The 17651-nt window shown below is 63.9% G+C and carries 12 protein-coding genes; 7 read left to right on the forward strand and 5 right to left on the reverse strand.

The window, feature by feature from the left end; translation table 11 throughout:
• Positions 1–10: 10 nt before the first annotated feature.
• Positions 11–2602, forward strand: coding sequence for a PAS domain-containing sensor histidine kinase (locus tag AC4QBL_RS11685; protein WP_472908229.1), 2592 nt, complete (start codon positions 11–13; stop codon positions 2600–2602).
• Between the two features lie 4 nt (positions 2603–2606).
• Positions 2607–5171, forward strand: coding sequence for a PAS domain-containing sensor histidine kinase (locus tag AC4QBL_RS11690; protein ID WP_472908228.1), 2565 nt, complete (start codon positions 2607–2609; stop codon positions 5169–5171).
• 26 nt (positions 5172–5197) lie between these two features.
• Here the strand turns inward: AC4QBL_RS11690 and AC4QBL_RS11695 are convergent, their stop codons facing one another.
• From AC4QBL_RS11695 to polA, 3 genes are all read right to left on the reverse strand, one after another.
• A complete protein-coding gene (locus AC4QBL_RS11695) occupies positions 5198–6049 on the reverse strand; it encodes a ZIP family metal transporter (RefSeq protein ID WP_472901861.1) in 852 nt (283 codons plus the stop codon).
• 101 nt (positions 6050–6150) lie between these two features.
• Positions 6151–7050, reverse strand: coding sequence for a dienelactone hydrolase family protein (locus tag AC4QBL_RS11700; RefSeq protein ID WP_472901862.1), 900 nt, complete (start codon positions 7048–7050; stop codon positions 6151–6153).
• Between the two features lie 192 nt (positions 7051–7242).
• On the reverse strand, positions 7243–10080 hold the full coding sequence (polA, locus tag AC4QBL_RS11705) for a DNA polymerase I (RefSeq protein ID WP_472908227.1): 2838 nt from the start codon (positions 10078–10080) through the stop codon (positions 7243–7245).
• Positions 10081–10151: 71 nt separating this feature from the next.
• Between polA and AC4QBL_RS11710 the strand changes: the two genes are divergently transcribed.
• Genes AC4QBL_RS11710 through AC4QBL_RS11725 form a run of 4 tightly spaced genes read left to right on the forward strand, consistent with a single transcriptional unit; the run spans position 10152 to position 12786 of the window.
• Positions 10152–10475, forward strand: a complete 324-nt coding sequence (locus AC4QBL_RS11710) for a hypothetical protein (protein ID WP_472901864.1) — start codon at positions 10152–10154, stop codon at positions 10473–10475.
• A 16-nt stretch (positions 10476–10491) separates the two neighbouring features.
• Entirely contained in the window at positions 10492–11502 is a 1011-nt protein-coding gene (locus tag AC4QBL_RS11715) for a homoserine kinase (RefSeq protein WP_472901865.1), read from the forward strand.
• A 25-nt stretch (positions 11503–11527) separates the two neighbouring features.
• Positions 11528–12382 carry a BPSS1780 family membrane protein gene (locus AC4QBL_RS11720; RefSeq protein ID WP_472901866.1) on the forward strand — a complete coding sequence of 285 codons (855 nt, stop codon included), beginning with the start codon at positions 11528–11530 and terminating at the stop codon, positions 12380–12382.
• Between the two features lie 17 nt (positions 12383–12399).
• On the forward strand, positions 12400–12786 hold the full coding sequence (locus AC4QBL_RS11725) for a hypothetical protein (protein ID WP_472901867.1): 387 nt from the start codon (positions 12400–12402) through the stop codon (positions 12784–12786).
• A gap of 66 nt (positions 12787–12852) precedes the next feature.
• On the opposite strand, the gene istB is transcribed toward AC4QBL_RS11725, so the two are convergent.
• Together istB and istA are read right to left on the reverse strand one after the other, a co-directional pair.
• Complete coding sequence (gene istB / locus AC4QBL_RS11730; RefSeq protein WP_472901868.1) at positions 12853–13668, reverse strand: IS21-like element helper ATPase IstB; 816 nt, start codon at positions 13666–13668, stop codon at positions 12853–12855.
• The gene (istA, locus tag AC4QBL_RS11735; RefSeq protein WP_492131588.1) at positions 13661–15187 is read right to left on the reverse strand and encodes an IS21 family transposase; all 1527 of its coding nucleotides are present in this window, start codon (positions 15185–15187) and stop codon (positions 13661–13663) included. Before istA ends, istB begins: the two co-directional genes overlap by 8 nt.
• A 229-nt stretch (positions 15188–15416) precedes the next feature.
• Between istA and AC4QBL_RS11740 the strand changes: the two genes are divergently transcribed.
• Positions 15417–17588, forward strand: a complete 2172-nt coding sequence (locus AC4QBL_RS11740; protein ID WP_472901921.1) for a PhoX family protein — start codon at positions 15417–15419, stop codon at positions 17586–17588.
• Positions 17589–17651: the final 63 nt, after the last annotated feature.

The raw sequence follows: 17651 nt of genomic DNA on the forward strand, positions 1-17651 counted from the left end.
CGTGCCCCACGTGAACCCCACTCCTCCGACACCTTCTGCTGACCACGGGTCCATTGCCCTCCATTCGACGCTGCAGTCGGTCTCGTTGCTGATCGGTATTGCGGCCAGTCTGCTCACGCCGCTGGTGCACTGGAGCACCACCAACCCGCTGGAAACCTGGGCAACAGCCCTGGTGGCGGTGTTGGGCTGGTTTGCATTTGCGCTGGTGCGCTCAGGGCACACACGATTCATCCCGCACCTGCTGGTGTTCGGCGTGCTCTCAGCGTCCATTTTGGCGGTGCTGGCCCACGGCTCGGTGCGCACGGCAGGCGGCTTCCTGTTTGTGGCCGCGGTGGCGGGGGCAGGCATTTTGCTGGGACGCAACGCGCTCATGGCGTCGGTCGCGTTCAGTGTGGTGTCGCTGGCGGCGCTGACCTATGCCGAACGCAGCGACTGGCTGCACACCCCCAACTTTGAGGTCGGCTTCAAGGTCTGGCTCACCCACTCTGCCACGCTCACCGTGGTCGCCATACTGGTCTATTACAGCCGCCTGCGGGCACAGCAAGCTGCCACCCAACAGCTGGAGGAATACGAACGGCGCAAGCGCACCGAGCAAGAGAGGGACCGCAACCTGGAGCGCTTCGCCCGCATCTTTCACAACTCACCCAGCCCCATGATTGCCCAGTCGGCCCACAGCGGTGTGGTGCTGGACGTCAACCCCGCGTTTGAGCGCTGCTACGGTTACACCAAAGAACAGCTGCTGGGCCGCGTGGAGAGTTTTCTGTGGGCCGACCCGGCAGAACGCGAGGCCTATGCCTTGCGCCTGTTCAGTCAGCGCAGCATCCGGCAGCACCCGGCGCTGGGCCAACGTGCAGACGGCAGCACCTTCCACACCATGCTGTCCAGCGAACTGAGTGACGATCGGGAAGACAAACTGATCATCACCACCGTGACCGATGTCAGCGTGGAGAACGAAGCATTGGTGAAGCTTCAGCGCTCCGAAGAGCGCTTTGCCAAAGCCTTCAATTTCAGCCCGCTGAAGATGACCATCACCCGTCTAAGCGATGGCAAGTTTGTTGAGGTCAACCAGGCCCGAGACCCTGTGCAGGGTCTGGGCAGGCAAGACTTGATTGGCAGAACGACGCTGGATACAGGCGGCTGGCTGAGCCCGCAGGAGCGCCATATTTTCATCAGTCGCATCCAGCGCGAAGGCCACCTGAGCGGCTACGAGACGCGCATGCGGCACGCCGACGGCCAGGTGATCGACGCCAAGATGTGGGCCGAGCTGATCGAGATCGACGGCGAGGACTGCATACTTTCCTGCTTCGTGAACACTACTGAAGAAAAACGGCGCGAAGCGCTGTTGCTGAGCGTAGCCCAGGGCATGACAGGACAGACTGGCGAGGCTTTTTTTAAGGCCTTGACGCAGCACATGGCGCAGTCGCTCGGCGCCGACATGGTGATCATGGGCGAGCTGCGCCCTGACCAGCGGATGCGCACCCTGTCGGTCTGGTCCGATGGCACCCATGGCCGCAATTTCACATTTTCGCTGGCGGGTGCACCCTGCGGCAAAGCCCTGGACCAAACCGGTCTCTGCGTCCACACCGAAAACGTGGCCCAGCAATACCCGCAAGACCCACCGCTGGCAGAAGCCGGCTTCGAGGCCTACGTGGGGCAGTCGCTGCGCGACGACACAGGTGAGCCCATCGGGGTTCTGAACGCGCTCTGGAAGCACCCCATTGCGCTCACGCCCGAATTGCGCGCCCTCATGTCTATCTTTGCCAGCCGGGCCAACGCCGAGTTGCTGCGGCTGCAGCGCGACCGAGAAATTCAGCGCCTGAACGAAACGCTGGAGCAGCGGGTGCGCGAGCGCACCGCCGACCTGCAAAAGCTCAATGCCGAACTTGATTCGTTTGCCTACTCGGTGTCGCACGACCTGAAGTCACCCCTGCGCACCATCGACGGCTTTACCCGCTTGCTGGACGAGCAACTGGGCGAGCGCCTGAGCAGCGAAGAGCGCAGCATGATGCAGCGTGTGTTGGCCGCCACCCACCGCATGTCGGGGCTGATTGCCGACCTGCTGGCCCTGGCCCGCGTCAGCCAGGGCGCGCTGAGCCCGCAGCGCGTGGACCTGAGCACCATGGCCCACGAGATACTGGACCAGGCGCTTGAAAAGCAGCCCGAACGCAGGGTGGAGCGCCGCATCAGCCCCGGCCTGAGCGCCCACTGCGACGAGCGGCTGGCCCGGATTGCGCTGGAAAACCTGCTGAACAACGCGCTGAAATACAGCCGAAACCAGCCCTTGGCGGTGATCGAAATGGGGCAAACCGAAGCCCTGCGCAGCACACCGGCAACACTGTTCGTTCGCGACAACGGCGTGGGTTTTGACATGGCCTACGCCGACAAGCTCTTCAAACCCTTCCAGCGCTTGCACCTGCCCAGCGAGTTTGAGGGCACGGGTATTGGCCTGGCCACGGTGCGGCGCATCATCGAACGCCACGGCGGGGACATACGCGCCGAGGCGGCGCCCCACCAGGGCGCCTGCTTCATGTTCACCTTCCAGGCGGCCGGCGCCACACCAGCAGCTTCTTCCGGGCTGGCGCACACCCAAGCTGTTTCCTAAACCCATGGACAACGCACCAAACACAGACGATCCGCTGGGCGCCCCCAAAGCCAGCGCACTTGAACAACACCAGAACGCGGCCTTGCGGGCCTTGCTCATCACCATTGGCCTCGCCGCACCCCTCATCACGGCCAGTGTGTATGGGCGCGACGGCCTGGTGCCCCTGGTCTACCTCACGGGTCTGCTGACGCTCAGCGTGTGGGCCATCTGGGCGATTTTTCTCAGAGGACACGCGCGCCTCGCGGCCCACCTGATCGTGGCTGCGCTGGTGCTCAGCGCCACCGCCGGCATGGTGGTTGATGGCAGCGTGCGCAGCGCCTCGGTGCTGGCCATGATGGCAGCCTTGGTGCTGGCCGGCACCTTTTTGCAACGCCGCGCTACTGTCATCACCAGCATCATCTGCATCGCCACACTGGGTGTGCTGAACCTGCTGGAACAGCAAGGCCACCTGAGCGGCCGCAACCTGCACACGGGTCTGGCGGTGTGGATCGTGCAAACCGCCGTCATCTTGACCATTGTGGTCAGCGTTTTTTACAGCCGATTTCGGCTCATCGATGCCCTGACCAGCCAGGAAGAGGCGCTCACACATGCGCACCAGGTGGAGGCCAAGCTGCGCGCCAGCGAGGCGCGCTTCATGGGGCTTTTTCGCAACACACCTGCCGCTTGCCTGGTGCAAAACATGGAAACGCGCTGCGTGCTGGACGCCAACGAAGCCTTCGTGAAAATGTTTGGCTACCCGCGCGAAGCCTTGCTGGACCAGACACCCCCCACCCTGTGGGCCGACGCCGGCGAACACCTGGCCTTTCGTGCGCGCATGCAGGTCGAGGGCCGGGTCAGCGGCATGCGGGCACAAGCGCTCCGCAGCGACGGCAGCTCGTTTGAAGCCCTTCTTTTTTCAGAAACCATCCAGCAGGGAACCGATCGGCTGGTGATGTCCATGACCCTTGATGTCAGTGCTGAAGTGGCGTCGCGCCAAGAGTTGGCGCAGTCTCAAGAGCGGTTCTCCAAAGCGTTCAACTTCAGTCCGGTCGGTACCGTCATTTGCCGGCTGCGCGATGGCACCTACCTGGAAGCCAACCCGTCCAACCAGCGCGTGCTGGGCTACAGCGCCAGCGAGTTGCTGGGCCATACATCCACCGAACTCAATGTGTGGATTTCACAGGAGGACCAGCGCGCTTACGCCAGCCAACTGCATGAACAGGGACAGGTGCTGGGTTTTCCGACCCGGCTGCGCAACAAGCAGGGCGAGGCGGTGGACGTGATGCTGTGGTCGCAGGTGATCGAACTCAACGGCGAAGTCTGCGAGCTGGCCTACACGATCAACGTGACCGAAGAACGGCGCCGAGAAGCCATGCTCATGACCGTGGCCCAGGGCGTATCCACCCACACGGGCGAAGCGTACTTCTTGTCCGCGGCCGAGCACCTGGCCAGGGCCGTGGGTGCGCAGGGCGTTGTCATTGGCGAACTCGACGCTCAGAACCAACTGGGCACACTGGCCTTGATGCAAGACGCAGAACTGCAGCCCAACCGCACCTTGCCGCTGCACCACACCGGCTACGCCCGGTTGTTGCTGCAAGACGATCTGCTGCTGCTTGACACACGTTCGCAGCAAATCGTTCAGTCTTGCCCACCGTTTGACCCGGACCAGATGGAAGCCTTTGCGGGCGTCACCTTGCGCGATGCCGACGGCTCGATGGTGGGCCTGCTGGCCGTGACCTGGCAACGCATGCCCGACTACGGCGAAAGCATGCAGGCGCTGCTGTCCATTTTTGCCAGCCGCTGCAATGCCGAGCTGCTGCGGCTGCGCCGCGACCGCGAAATTCGCAAGTTGCAGGAAACACTGGAGCAGCGGGTGGCTGAGCGCACGGAACAGCTGGAGTACCTGAATCAGGAGCTCGAAACCTTTTCTTACTCGGTCTCGCACGACCTCAAGTCGCCCCTGCGCTCCATGGACGGTTTCATGCACCTGCTGCGCGAGCAAATGGCATCGCGCATGACCACCGAAGACGAAGATCTGGTGGACCGCATCGCGGCTTCGGTGGCGCGCATGAACAGCCTGATCAACGATCTGCTCGCGCTGGCCCGTGTGAGCCAGGGCCAGCTTCAGCGCATGCGCGTTAACCTGAGCGAACTGGCCGAGGACGTGATTCGCCAGGAACGCCACCGGGACCCCACGCGGGAGGTGGAGGTGGTCATTGCGCCCGGCCTGATGGCCGACTGCGACCCCCGCCTGGCCCATATCGTGCTGGAAAACCTGCTGGGCAACGCCTGGAAATACTCACGCAACCAGCCCAAAGCGCGTATCGAGATGGGCGTTTGCGCTGACGCCGTCAGCGGCCTCAAAGGCTTTTTCGTGTCCGACAACGGGGCCGGCTTTGACATGAGCCGCGCCGACCGCCTGTTCAAGCCTTTCACCCGGCTGCACTCGCCCAAAGAGTTTGAGGGCTCGGGCATCGGCCTGGCCACGGTGCGCCGCATCATTGAGCGCCACGGCGGGCAAATTCAAGGCAAAGGCGCCACCGGTCAGGGTGCCATGTTCTGCTTCAGCTTTGGCAACCACACGGTCTGAATGGCTGAGCGCACCCCGCTGGCCGCTCAGTGCGTGTGCGCGAAGCGGCTGACCACCGTGACCAGCCCGATGCCCGCCAGCAGCCAGGCCACCTGGGCAGCCGTCTCACGCAGCCCCAGCCGCTTTTGCAGCTGCGGAATCAGGTCGGCCAGCGCCACATAAACAAAACTGCTGGACGCCGCCACCAGAAAAAATGGCAAAAAATCGTCGAGCTTGCTGAGCAAAAAATACCCCACCAACCCGCCAATGGCCGTGACGGTGCCGGCCAGAGACACCTTCACCAGCGCCGCACGCGGTGTGCCCGAGGTGTGCCGCAGCACCACCAGGTCGCCCATGTGGTGGGGCACCTCATGGGCTAGCACAGCCACAGCGGCCACCACGCCCAGCTTCATGTCGGCCATGAAAGCCGAGGCGATCAGGATGCCGTCGCCAAAAGCGTGCACGCTGTCGCCCGCCAGCACCGCCCAGCCGCCCGAGCGCGGCCCGTGGTGGTGCGTGTGAGCGCCCGCGTGGGCGGCCGCGCTGGCGTGGCTGTGGTGTGCATGGCCGTGCCCGTGCGCGTGGCCATGTGCGTGCTCAGACTCGGGCATCGCCTCGTGGTGGTGCTCATGCCCGTGGTGCCACAGCTCGGCCTTGTCGAGCAAAAAGAAAAACACGAGGCCCGCCAGCAACATGGAAAACAGCTCGTGTGCGCTGGCCTGGCTCTCAAAAGCCTCGGGCAGCAGGTGCATAAACGCGGTGGCCATGAGCGCGCCCGCCGCCAGGCTCAGCATGTGTTGCGTGTAGCGCGCGAGCATGGCGAAGCTCAGCAAGGCAGCCAGCCACACGCTGCCCACCCCCGCCAAAATGGTGCCCACCAGGATCGCTAACAAAGTCATGTTGTTCTGCTCAATTCACCCGTCAAACGCCCTGCCCAGGGCCGCCGCCGCCAAAAAAAAGGCCGCTAAACAGCGGCCTTGGTGCACATGCAGCACATACGTTATGCCACGCCGTGCTGCTTGAACCATGCCATGGCGCGCTTCCAGCCGTCTTCGGCCGCGTCCTTGCGGAAACTCGGCCGGTAGTCCGCGTGGAAGGCGTGCGGGGCTTCGGGGTACACCACAAAAGTCGACGCCTTGGCCGCTGCGTTGCCAGCCGCCAGCGCGGTCTTCATCTTATCAACTGTCACCAGCGGAATGCCCGTGTCGGCACCGCCGTACAAACCGAGCACCGGCCCATGCAGGCCAGCCGCCACGTCCACCGGGTGCTTCGGGTTAGGTGCGCTCGTCTCGCCCACCAGCCGGCCGTACCACGCCACACCCGCCTTCACCGCCGGGTTGTGTGCGGCATACAGCCAGGTCTGTCGCCCACCCCAGCAAAAACCCGTCACACCGATTTTGCTGGCGTCGCCCCCGTTGGCCGCTGCCCACTTCACCGTCGCGTCCAGGTCGGCCAACACCTGCGCGTCGGGCACCTTGGAAATCACCTCGGCAATCAGCTTGGCCATTTCGCCATAGCCTTGCGCATCGCCCTGGCGCACAAACAGCTCCGGCGCAATGGCCAGGTAGCCGGCCTGCGCAAAGCGGCGCGCGGTGTCGGCAATGTATTCGTGCACGCCAAAAATTTCGGACAACACCAGCACCACCGGCAAGCCGGTTTTGCCGGCAGGCGCAGCCCGGTAGGCCGGCATCGAATAGCCGTTGACGTCAATCATCACGTCGCCCGCCGTGAGGCCGGTGGCCGGCGTGTTGATGGCCGTCTGCGCCATGATGGGCAGGGCTGCGGCGGCATAACCGACACCGAGGGCCGCCTTCAGCGCGGTGCGGCGCGTGGTACCGGCTTCGGTGGACTGGCCAGGCAGCAAGGCCGACAGGTCCTGGGTCTGGGTTTCATTGAGCATGGGTCATCTCCTGTTGTTGTGATGGGAAGATCAAATGATTCTGCATGCACGGGAAAGTTCGCAAAACGCCCCAACATATCCCCGTCAAGCGCGGGCTCCCAGCCAAGAAACACCGCGGAACCGGCCGCCGGGCCGCAGGTGTTGCCCCCTTGGAGGGGGTGACGCCGCAGGCGGCGCAGGGGTATGTCGCCGTCAGTGCGCCTTGTCCCAGTTCGGCCCCACGCCCACCTCGGCCAGCAGCGGTACCTTGAGCTGGGCCACGCCAGCCATGAGGTTTGGAATCTCGGTCTTGATCCAGTCCACCTCGGCCTCGGGCACTTCGAACACCAGTTCGTCGTGCACCTGCATGATCATTTTGGTGCCCTTGCCTTGTGCATCCAGAGCCTTTTGCACCGCCACCATGGCGAGCTTGATGAGGTCGGCGGCCGTGCCCTGCATGGGGGCGTTGATGGCCTGGCGCTCCAGCCCGGCCAGGCGGGCGCCCTTTTCGTTCTGGATGCCGGGCAGCACCAGGCGGCGGCCAAACACCGTTTCCACATAGCCCTGGGCTTTGGCCAGGGCGCGGGTGTCGTCCATGTATTGCTTCACACCCGCAAAGCGGGCGAAGTAGCGGTCGATGTAGGTCTTGGCGGCGGCGTTTTCGATACCCAGCGACTTGGCCAGACCGAAGGTGCCCATGCCGTAGATGAGGCCGAAGTTGATGGTCTTGGCGTAGCGGCGCTGCTCGGTGCTCACCTGGGCGGCGTCCACGCCGAACACCTCGGCGGCGGTAGCGCGGTGCACGTCAATGCCCTCGTGAAAGGCCTTGAGCAGGGCCGCGTCGCCGCTGATGTGGGCCATGATGCGCAGCTCGATTTGCGAGTAGTCGGCGCTGGCGATGACGCTGCCTGCGGGCGCCACAAAGGCCTCGCGCACCTTGCGGCCTTCGGGCGTGCGGATGGGGATGTTTTGCAGGTTGGGCTCGTTGCTTGAAAGCCGCCCCGTGACCGCCACGGCCTGCGCGTAATGGGTGTGCACGCGGCCGGTGCGCGGGTGGGCCAGCTGGGCGAGCTTGTCGGTGTAAGTGCCTTTGAGCTTGGACAGGCCCCGGTGCTCCAGAATTTTGGCGGGCAGCGGGTAGTCTTCGGCCAGTTTTTCCAGCACCTCTTCGTCGGTGCTGCGGGCGCCGGTGGCGGTTTTCTTGATGACCGGCAAGCCGAGCTTGTCAAAGAAAATTTCACCCAGCTGCTTGGGGCTGGCCAGGTTGAACGGCTGGCCGGCAATGTCGTAAGCCTCTTGCTCCAGCGCGTGAATGCGCGTGCCAATGTCGTGGCTCTGCTTGGCCAGGGTGGGCGCGTCGATCAGCACGCCGTTGCGTTCAATGCGGTACAGCGCTTCGCTGCTGGCCATCTCCAGTTCGTAAATGAAACGCAGCTTGTCGTCGGCCTGCAGCTGAGGCCAGAGCACGCGGTGCACATCCAGCGTCTGGTCGCTGTCTTCACACGAATACTCGGCGGCTTTGGGCACGTCGACCTGCGCAAACGGGATCTGGTGCGCGCCCTTGCCGCACAGGTCTTCGTAGCTGATGCCGCTTCGGCCCAGGTGGCGCTCGGCCAGGCTGGCCAGGCCGTGGGGCTTGTGCACTTCCAGCACGTAGCTTTGCAGCATGGTGTCGTGCGCGTAACCCTGCACCTCGATGCCGTGGTTGGCAAACACGTGGCGGTCGTACTTGATGTGCTGGCCGAGCTTGAGTTTTTGCGGGTTTTCCAGCCAGGGTTTGAGCTGGGCCAGCACTTCGTCAAACGGCAGTTGTTCGGGCGCATCGGGCCCGGCGTGGCGCAGCGGGATGTAGGCGGCTTCGCCGGGCTTCACGCTGAAGCTGATGCCCACGATCTCGGCGCGCATTTCGTCGAGCGACGTGGTTTCGGTGTCCACCGCCACCAGCTCAGCAGCCTGCACCTTGGCGAGCCAGGTGTTGAAGGCTTCCCAGGAGAGGATCGTTTCGTAGGCGAGGTTCGGTGCGCGCGCGGGGGCAACGGGTGCCGGCTCCGAGAAAAGATCCCGTTCGCCCTGAGCCTGTCGAAGGGCTTCGACAGGCTCAGCCTGAACGGTGGTTTTCGCGCCGAGCGACTGCGCCAGGCCCTTGAAACCGTAGGTTTCGTAGAAGCTGCGCAGCGGCTCGGTCTGCGGTTGCCCCATGCGGATGGCTTCAAGCGCGGGCATGTCCGGCACCCAGCCGTTGAGGTCGCAGTCGGTCTTGATGGTCAGCAGCTGGCGGCCGGTGGGCAGCCAGTCCAAAGCCTTGCGCAGCTTGTCGCCCACCGCACCTTTGATCTGATCGGCCTGCGCGATCAGGGCGTCCACCGAGCCGTATTCCTGCAGCAGCTTCACGGCGGTCTTGGGGCCCACGCCCTGCACGCCGGGCACGTTGTCCACCGTGTCGCCCACGAGCATCTGGTAGTCCAGCATCAGGCGGGCGGGCACACCGAATTCGGCCTCCACCCCGGCCAGGTCGCGCACCTTGCCGCTCATGGTGTCGATGATGGAAATGTGCTCGTTCACCAGCTGCGCCAGGTCTTTGTCGCCGCTGGAAATGACGACCTCAATCCCCTGGCTCGCCGCCGCCGCTGCCAGCGTGCCGATCACGTCGTCGGCCTCCACGCCCGGCACATCGAGCACCGGCCAGCCCATCAGCCGCACCACCTCGTGAATGGGCGCTATCTGCGCGCGCAAGTCGTCCGGCATCGGGCTGCGCTGGGCCTTGTAGGCGGGGTAAATGGCGTCGCGAAAGGTGGGGCCTTTGGCGTCAAACACACACGCGCCGTACACCGAAGGAAAGTCCTTCAGCAGCTTCTGCATCATGTTGATCATGATGCGAATGGCGCCGGTCTTGTAGACCGTGCCGTCGGGCAAGGTGGTACTCATGGACTCGCCGCCGGCAAAAAACGCGCGGTAGAGGTAGCTGGAGCCGTCCACCAGCAGCAAGGTGGGTGGGCGCGCGGCATCGGGCGCTGCGCTGGGCGGGGTTGGGGTCGTGGGTGCTTCTGACATGGCGCCATTGTGGAGGAGTTTGGGACAGCCCCTGCCGCGCCGGCGTCCACCCTGGTTGCCTACAATCGGGCATGCACTCTACTTTGCGTCTGTTGACGTTGCCTACCCTGTGTCTGGCCCTGAGCGCCGCGGCCCAGCCCCCTGCCGCGGTGCCCGATGCGCCTGCGCCGCTGCCCCTGACGCCGCGCGTGGAGCGCATCACCCATGAAGACGCGCTGTCTCGCATTGACGAGCTGCGCGTGGGCGGGCAAACCCAGCGCATCGACGTGCAACCCAAAAACGGCGCACCCGCCTACCAGATACAACCCGGCCAAGGGCAGCCTGCTGGCTTGGACAGCGCCACCCAACCCACCGGCAATGCCGGGCGCAGCAGCTGGCGCATCCTGAGTTTCTGAACTTTTTTGCTTTCACATGGCCGTTTACACCGAAGTCCCGTTTGAAGAAGCTGCCGCCCTGCTGCGCACCCTGAACCTGGGTGAACTCACCCAGCTGCAGGGCATCAAGGGCGGTATTGAAAACACCAACTATTTCGTCACCAGCGAACGCGACGGCGCGGTGCTGGAACACGTGCTCACCCTGTTTGAGCGCCTGGGCTTTGAGCAGCTGCCGTTTTACCTGCACCTCATGAAGCACCTGGCGGGCAAAGGCATAGCCGTGCCCGACCCGGCCGCCACAACCCAGGGCGACATCCTGCACCGCGTGCAGGGCAAGCCTGCTGCGGTGGTGAACAAACTGCGCGGCAAAAGCGAGCTGCGCCCCAACGCGAGCCATTGCCACGCCGTGGGTGACATGCTCGCCCGCATGCACCTGGCCGGGGCCGATTTCGCCATGAGCCAGCCCAACCTGCGCGGCCTGCCCTGGTGGAACGACACCGTGCCGGTGGTGCTGCCGTACCTGAGCGCGGCCCAGGCCGACCTGATCCGCTCAGAACTGGCTTTTCAAAACCATGTGGCCGCCAGCCCGGCCTATACCGCGTTGCCCCGCGGGCCCATTCACGCCGACCTGTTCCGCGACAACGTGATGTTTGACGGCGACGAGCTCACCGGCTTCTTTGACTTCTACTTTGCCGGCTGCGACAGCTTTTTGTTCGACATCGCCGTGTGCCTGAACGACTGGTGCGTGGCACACAGCGCCGACGACCAAGACGGCGCCCACGAACCCGAGCGAGCGCAAGCTTTTCTGGCCGCTTACCAGGCGGTGCGCCCCCTGAGTGCTGCCGAACGCAGCCTGCTGGGCGCCATGCTGCGCGCCGGCGCCCTGCGCTTCTGGGTCTCGCGCCTGTGGGACTTGCACCTGCCCCGAGAAGCCGCCATGCTGCAAGCGCACGACCCCGCGCATTTTGAACGTGTGCTGCGCCTCCGCGTCCAACACGCCCAAACCCTCTCATCGGCCCTGCTCGATACGCCCTGCCTGGCGCACTGAGCCCGCTACAACCTGCGTCCCCCTCATGAAACTCAATGTCGTCCCCGCAAGCACCGGCCTGTCCTGGGTCAAGCTGGGGGTGAAAACCTTCTTTCGCCAGCCACTGGCCATGTCTGGGCTGTTTTTCATGTTCATGGCGGTGGTCTCGGTGCTGTCGGTGGTGCCGTTCGTTGGCACGGCAATTTCGCTGGCCCTGGTGCCTGCGGCCACCGTGGGCCTGATGGCCGCGAGCCGCGAAGCCACAGCCGGGCGCTTTCCCATGCCGGTGCTGTTGCTCACGGCGTTTCGCTCGGGCATGGACCGCGCACGCCCCATGCTGATCTTGGGCGGCATGTACGCGGGAGCGCTGCTGCTGGTGCTGGGTATTGCGGCCCTGCTCGGCCCCACTGGCGGCACACCCGTGCCGGTCACCGATGGCGAAGTCACCCCTGAAGCGATGCGCACAGCCTTGGTCAGCCAAGGCATGTGGGTGGCCATGCTGGCCTACGTGCCGGTGCTCATGGCCTTTTGGCATGCGCCTGCGCTGGTGCACTGGCACGGCGTGAGCCCGGGCAAAAGCCTGTTTTTCAGCGTCATGGCCTGCTGGGGCAACAAAGGCGCCATGCTGGTCTACACCTTTGGCTGGGTGGGTGTTTTCGTTTTGATGGGTCTGGTCGTGAGCCTGCTGGGCGCCATGCTGGGCGGGGCCAGCGCGCTGAACCTCATCATGTACCCCATGGTGCTGTTCATGGCGTCCATGTTTCACACCTCGATCTACTTCACCTTTCGTGACAGTTTTGTACTTGATGACAGCTCGTCCACCGCAAGTTTGAGGAACCTCGTGGAGAAGAATGGAGTTTGGGCTCCTGATGAAAACTCAGACGAATCGAAAAAGCCCTAAAAGCAGGATCATCCAAAATGAACCAGATACACACCCTTCAAGGCCGCAGCGAAGCAGAAGTGACGTGGTTTCAACGCCGCGATACCCTCAAGGCGGCGGCGGCCTGGGTGGCCATGGGCGGCATGCCCGCGGCACTGGCCCAGCAGCGCAGCAACGTAGTGGAATTTGTGGGCGACGTGCTGCTGAACGGCCAGCGCATGCGGCCACAGCAAACCATACAGACCGGCGACGAAATTTTGACCGGCCCTGCTTCGCGTCTGGTGTTTCTGATCGGCAACGCCGCGTTTCATGTGCGGCAAAACTCGCGCCTCACCGTCGAGCGCGGCAACACGCTCAACACCGTGAGCCTGCTTCGCCTGCTCACGGGGGCGGTGGTCAGCGTGTTCGGGCGCGGCGGCTGTTGATTCATCAGTACAACTGAGCCAGTGATCACGTCGAATACTGAGCCACCGGGTTGATGGGTTTTTTGGCTATTCGGTTGTGGATAAGTCTATAGGGTCCGCTGGTTTTCGATCTCCTTTCTGAGTCTTTGGGCGTTGCTTTGGCAGTGCCGCGCCAGCGGCACTGGAATGCTTGAATCGCCAGCTCTCGTTGCCCGTCTCCACGATGTGGCAGTGGTGCGTGAGTCGGTCGAGCAAGGCGGTGGTCATCTTGGCGTCGCCAAAGACGCTGCTCCACTCCGAGAAGGTGAGGTTGGTGGTGATCACCACGCTCGTTCGCTCATAGAGTTTGGAGAGCAGGTGGAACAGCATCGCGCCGCCCGACTGCGTGAACGGCAAGTAGCCCAGTTCATCCAGGATCACCAGATCGACATACATCAGGCGATGTGCCAACTGCCCAGACTTGTTCTGAGCCTTCTCCAGCTCCAGGGCGTTGACCAACTCCACCGTAGAGAAGAAACGAACCCGCTTGCCGTGCATGCGGATCGCCTCGATCCCCAGGCTCGTAGCCAGGTGGGTCTTGCCCGTGCCGGGGCCACCGACCAGCACCACGTTGTGCGCCGACTCCAGGAATCGAAGGGTGTGCAGCTGGCGCACCAGCGCTTCATCGAGTTGCGCATGGACGAAGTCAAAGCCAGCGAGATCGCGGTGCGATGGGAACCGCGCCACGCGCATCTGGTAGGCCATGGAGCGCACCTCGCGCTGCGCCGTCTCAGCCTTGATGAGCTGGTGCAACACGGCCTCATGGTCGAGCGACTTCATGCGGGCGGTGCCCAGCACCTCCGGCCATGCACTGGCCATGCCGTGCAGGCCCAGCGCTTTGAAAGCATCAATGACATCATGCATGGTCGGACTCCGGTGACGCCTCATGAGGCTGGGGGTTGCGCAGTGCGTCATAGCGCCGCAGGTTGGCCAGTGGTGGCGTATTGAGCGTGAGCATCGTGGCCACTGGCGGCTCGGGCGCACGCTGCTCCTGCAAGCGAGAGAGCACGTTGAGCACGTGCTCGGCACTCACCCGCCCGGACTGCAGCGCCAGCTCCACCGCCACCTGCACGGCCTCCAGCCCGTGCAGGCTCACCCCCATGAGCACCTGCGCCATCACCCTGTCGCCCCCGCTGTGGCGCAGCAACTGGCGCTGCAGTTCCTGTAGGGGTTCGGGCATGGTCTTGAAGGGCGCACCATTGCGCAGCGCACCGGGCTTTCGCTCGACCAGCGCGATGTAGTGCATCCAGTCGTAGATCGTCTGATCCCGCTCGAAGCTGCGCTCCAGCCGCACCTGCCGCCCATCGGGTCCGACCACCAGCAGGCCATCCGCGTAGGCCCGCAGACTGACCACCGCGTGGATCCATTCACACGGCACGCTGTAGCGGTTGCGCTGGAAGTGGATCAGCGAGGTGGCAGAGACCCGCACCGGCTGCTCCACATAGCCGTCAAACGCACGGGGGTTGGGCATGAGGCGAACACGTTCGTCCTGCCAGACATCAGCCACCGTGAGGTGCACCCACTCAGGGTGACTCATCTCGGCCCAGGCCTTCACGCAGGCCTGCTGCAACCAGTCGTTGAGCTCGCCAAGCGTCCCCCAGCGCCGCTCACTGGCTTCCCTCCAGATGTCCTTGCGCCGATCCTGAACGTTCTTCTCGACGACTCCCTTCTCCCAGCCGGCGGCCCGGTTGCAGAACTCCGGCTCGAACAGGTAGTGCCCGGTCATCACCTCGAAACGTGCATTGACGCTGCGCTGCTTGCCCCGGCCGACCTTGTCTACCGCAGTCTTCATGTTGTCGTAGATGCCCCGCCGGGGCACGCCACCGAAGAGGGCAAACGCCCGTGCGTGCGCGTCGAACAGCATCTCGTGCGCCTGGCTGTAGTACGCCACCAGGCAGAAGGCGCGACTGGCCGCCAGCTTGGTGTGCGCCACCTCCAGACGGCGGCGCAGTCCCCCTATGAAGAGGTACTCGCAGCTCCAGTCGAACTGGAACGCCTCGCCCAGCTCGAAGCTCAGCGGCACAAACCCTGCGCCGCGCGCAGCGTTGCCTTGCTCTTGCTGCCAGCGCTGGGCAAAGGCGTAGACCGGCCCTCGGCTGCCGCTGTAGCCCTGCGCCCGCAGTGCTTCAAACATCGCCTTGACCCCACGCCGATCGCGCTTGCTGCGGTGGCTATCGGCCTTGAGCCACTGGCTCAACTGCTCTTTGTACGGATCGAGAACGCTGGGCCCCGAGACCCGTTGTGGGTATCGTGGCTCGGCCATCTGGCCGTCCTTGAGCCACTTGGTGGCTGTGTTGCGCGAGATACCGAGGCGCCTGCTGGCCTCGCGCACCGACACGTCCTGCCTCAGCACGAGGCGGCGTAACTTGCTCAATGTGCTCACGTTGATCACTCCTGCTCCTCCGTGCTGAAAAATTCAGCAGGATAGAGCGGCAACGTGGCTCAGATTTCAACGTGAACTCGTCCCGAAATGGCCCAGTTTTGGAAATGAATCAACACTGCGGGGCGGTTCATCCGCCCCGTAACCGCTTTAGCGCCTGGGCGTCACGAAGGTTTCACACAACCTTCAGACACTGCCTCGGACTTTTACCTTTTCACAAGACTCTGTCCCTATGAACCACGACGCCCACCACCCCGCCATCGACTTCAACGACGAAGACTCCAACACCACCAGCAACCCCGCCTTTGAACAGGTGCTGGACGCGCGCCTGAGCCGCCGCAGCCTGTTTAAGGGCACGGGCATGGCCGGCGCTGCTTTGGGTGCAGCAGCCCTCACGGGCTGCGCCACCACCGGCAGCGGCGGCACCGCAGGCACCGCGCTGAACAGCCTAGGCTTCAAGCCCGTGGCCAAAACCACTGCGGACACAGTGAGCATCCCCGATGGCTACACCGCGCAAATCCTTTACGCCCTGGGCGATCCGCTGGCCACGAACGTGCCGGCCTTCAAGAACGACGGCACCGACACGGCGTTTGATCAGCGCGCTGGCGATCACCACGACGGCATGGAGTGGTTCGGTCTGGACGCATCGGGCAAGGCATCTGACAGCTTCAACAGCCGCGGCATCTTGGGTGTGAACCACGAAGCCACGACCGACGAGAAGTTGGCCTCGTTCTTCATTCACGCCAATGGCGGCGCGTCCACGCTGCCGCGTCCTGCGTCTGAAGTGGACAAAGAGCTGGCGATCCACGGTCTGTCTTTCGTTGAAGTGCAAGCAGACGGCAAGCAGTGGGCATACAAGGCGAACTCGAACTTCAACCGCCGCATCACCACCATGACGCCCGCAGCCATTCACGGCCCGGCGCGCGGCAGCGAACACCTGGTGACCAAGTACAGCGCCGACGCCACCCAGTGCCGCGGCACTCTGAACAACTGCGGTACCGGCAAGACGCCTTGGGGCACGTTTGTGAGCGGCGAAGAAAACTGGTTCGGCTACTTCACCCGCGACGCCAAAGACGACGACGCGCGCAAGAAGGACAAGCAGGTGCAGGCGCTCAAACGCTACGGCCGCCGCGCCGGCACCGCCAGCCGCCACGGCTGGGAAAGCGGTGGCACCGAAGACCGCTTCGTGCGCTGGAACAACAGCGCCATTGGCGCATCGGCCAAGGACGACTACCGCAACGAAATGAACAGCTTCGGCTACGTGGTCGAAGTGGACGCTTACGACACCAAGGCCCCCATGCGCAAGCGCACCGGCCTGGGTCGCTTCGCGCACGAAAGCGTGGCCTTCGCCAAGCCGGTGTCGGGCCAGCCGATCGTGGCCTACATGGGTGACGACGCGCGCGGCGAATACATCTACAAATTCGTCTCTGCGGCCAAATGGGATCCGAGAGACGCTAGCGGATCGAACCGCCTGGCTGCTGGCGACAAGTACCTAGACAAAGGCACCCTGTTCGTCGCCCGCTTCAAGGAAGACGGTTCCGGCGAATGGGTCGAGCTGTCGATGAACAACCCGGTGATCGCCAACAGTTCGTACTTCGAGTTCAAGAGCGACGCCGACGTGGCTATTTTCACGCGCCTGGCTGGAGACGCCGTGAGCGCCACCAAGATGGACCGTCCCGAGTGGGGCGGCGTGAACCCGCGCACCGGCGAGGTCTACATCACGCTGACCAACAACAGCAACCGCACCGCCGCCACCACCGACGCGGTCAACCCCCGCATGTACACCGACATGAAGGGCAGCCGGGAACAGAAAGGCAACGTCAACGGCCACATCGTTCGCATGGCCGATACCACGCCAGCCGGTGACACCTTCAAGTGGGACATCTATGTGTTCGGCGCGGAAGCTGGAGCCGACAAGGCGACCGTCAATCTGTCGAGCCTGACCGACGAGAACGACATGTCGTCGCCTGACGGCCTGGTGTTCAGCCCGGCCACCGGCATCTGCTGGATCCAGACCGACGACGGCGCCTACACCGACAAGACCAACTGCATGATGCTGGCCGCTATTCCCGGCAAGCTCGGCGACGGCAGTGCGCGCACCGTCAAGCACGGCGACAAGGCAGTCACCACCTATATGGGCAAAACCCCGACGCCCACCACGCTGGCGCGCTTTCTGGTCGGCCCCAAGGGCGCTGAAATTACGGGCTGGTGTGAAACGCCAGATGGCCGCGCCATCTTTGTGAACATTCAGCACCCCGGCGAAAACACCGCCATGGCCGACGTGAACGACCCTGGCAAGTTTGAAAGCCAATGGCCTGCCAGCGCTGGCTACGGCGCCGGCAAACGCCCGCGTTCAGCCACCATCGTGATCACAAAAAATGACGGCGGCGTGATCGGCACCTGACCGCAAGACCGGTAGCAACAACTCGGAAACGCCGGCCTTCAATGGCTGGCTTCAAGCGGCCTT

Source organism: Hydrogenophaga sp. L99 (assembly GCF_058731905.1).

Coding starts and splice junctions, on each gene's coding strand:
- AC4QBL_RS11690 (WP_472908228.1), top strand. CDS start 2,607: ATGGACAACGCACCAAACACAGACGATCCGCTGGGCGCCCCCAAAGCC.
- AC4QBL_RS11695 (WP_472901861.1), bottom strand. CDS start 6,049: ATGACTTTGTTAGCGATCCTGGTGGGCACCATTTTGGCGGGGGTGGGC.
- AC4QBL_RS11700 (WP_472901862.1), bottom strand. CDS start 7,050: ATGCTCAATGAAACCCAGACCCAGGACCTGTCGGCCTTGCTGCCTGGC.
- polA (WP_472908227.1), bottom strand. CDS start 10,080: ATGTCAGAAGCACCCACGACCCCAACCCCGCCCAGCGCAGCGCCCGAT.
- AC4QBL_RS11710 (WP_472901864.1), top strand. CDS start 10,152: ATGCACTCTACTTTGCGTCTGTTGACGTTGCCTACCCTGTGTCTGGCC.
- AC4QBL_RS11715 (WP_472901865.1), top strand. CDS start 10,492: ATGGCCGTTTACACCGAAGTCCCGTTTGAAGAAGCTGCCGCCCTGCTG.
- AC4QBL_RS11720 (WP_472901866.1), top strand. CDS start 11,528: ATGAAACTCAATGTCGTCCCCGCAAGCACCGGCCTGTCCTGGGTCAAG.
- AC4QBL_RS11725 (WP_472901867.1), top strand. CDS start 12,400: ATGAACCAGATACACACCCTTCAAGGCCGCAGCGAAGCAGAAGTGACG.
- istB (WP_472901868.1), bottom strand. CDS start 13,668: ATGCATGATGTCATTGATGCTTTCAAAGCGCTGGGCCTGCACGGCATG.
- AC4QBL_RS11740 (WP_472901921.1), top strand. CDS start 15,417: ATGAACCACGACGCCCACCACCCCGCCATCGACTTCAACGACGAAGAC.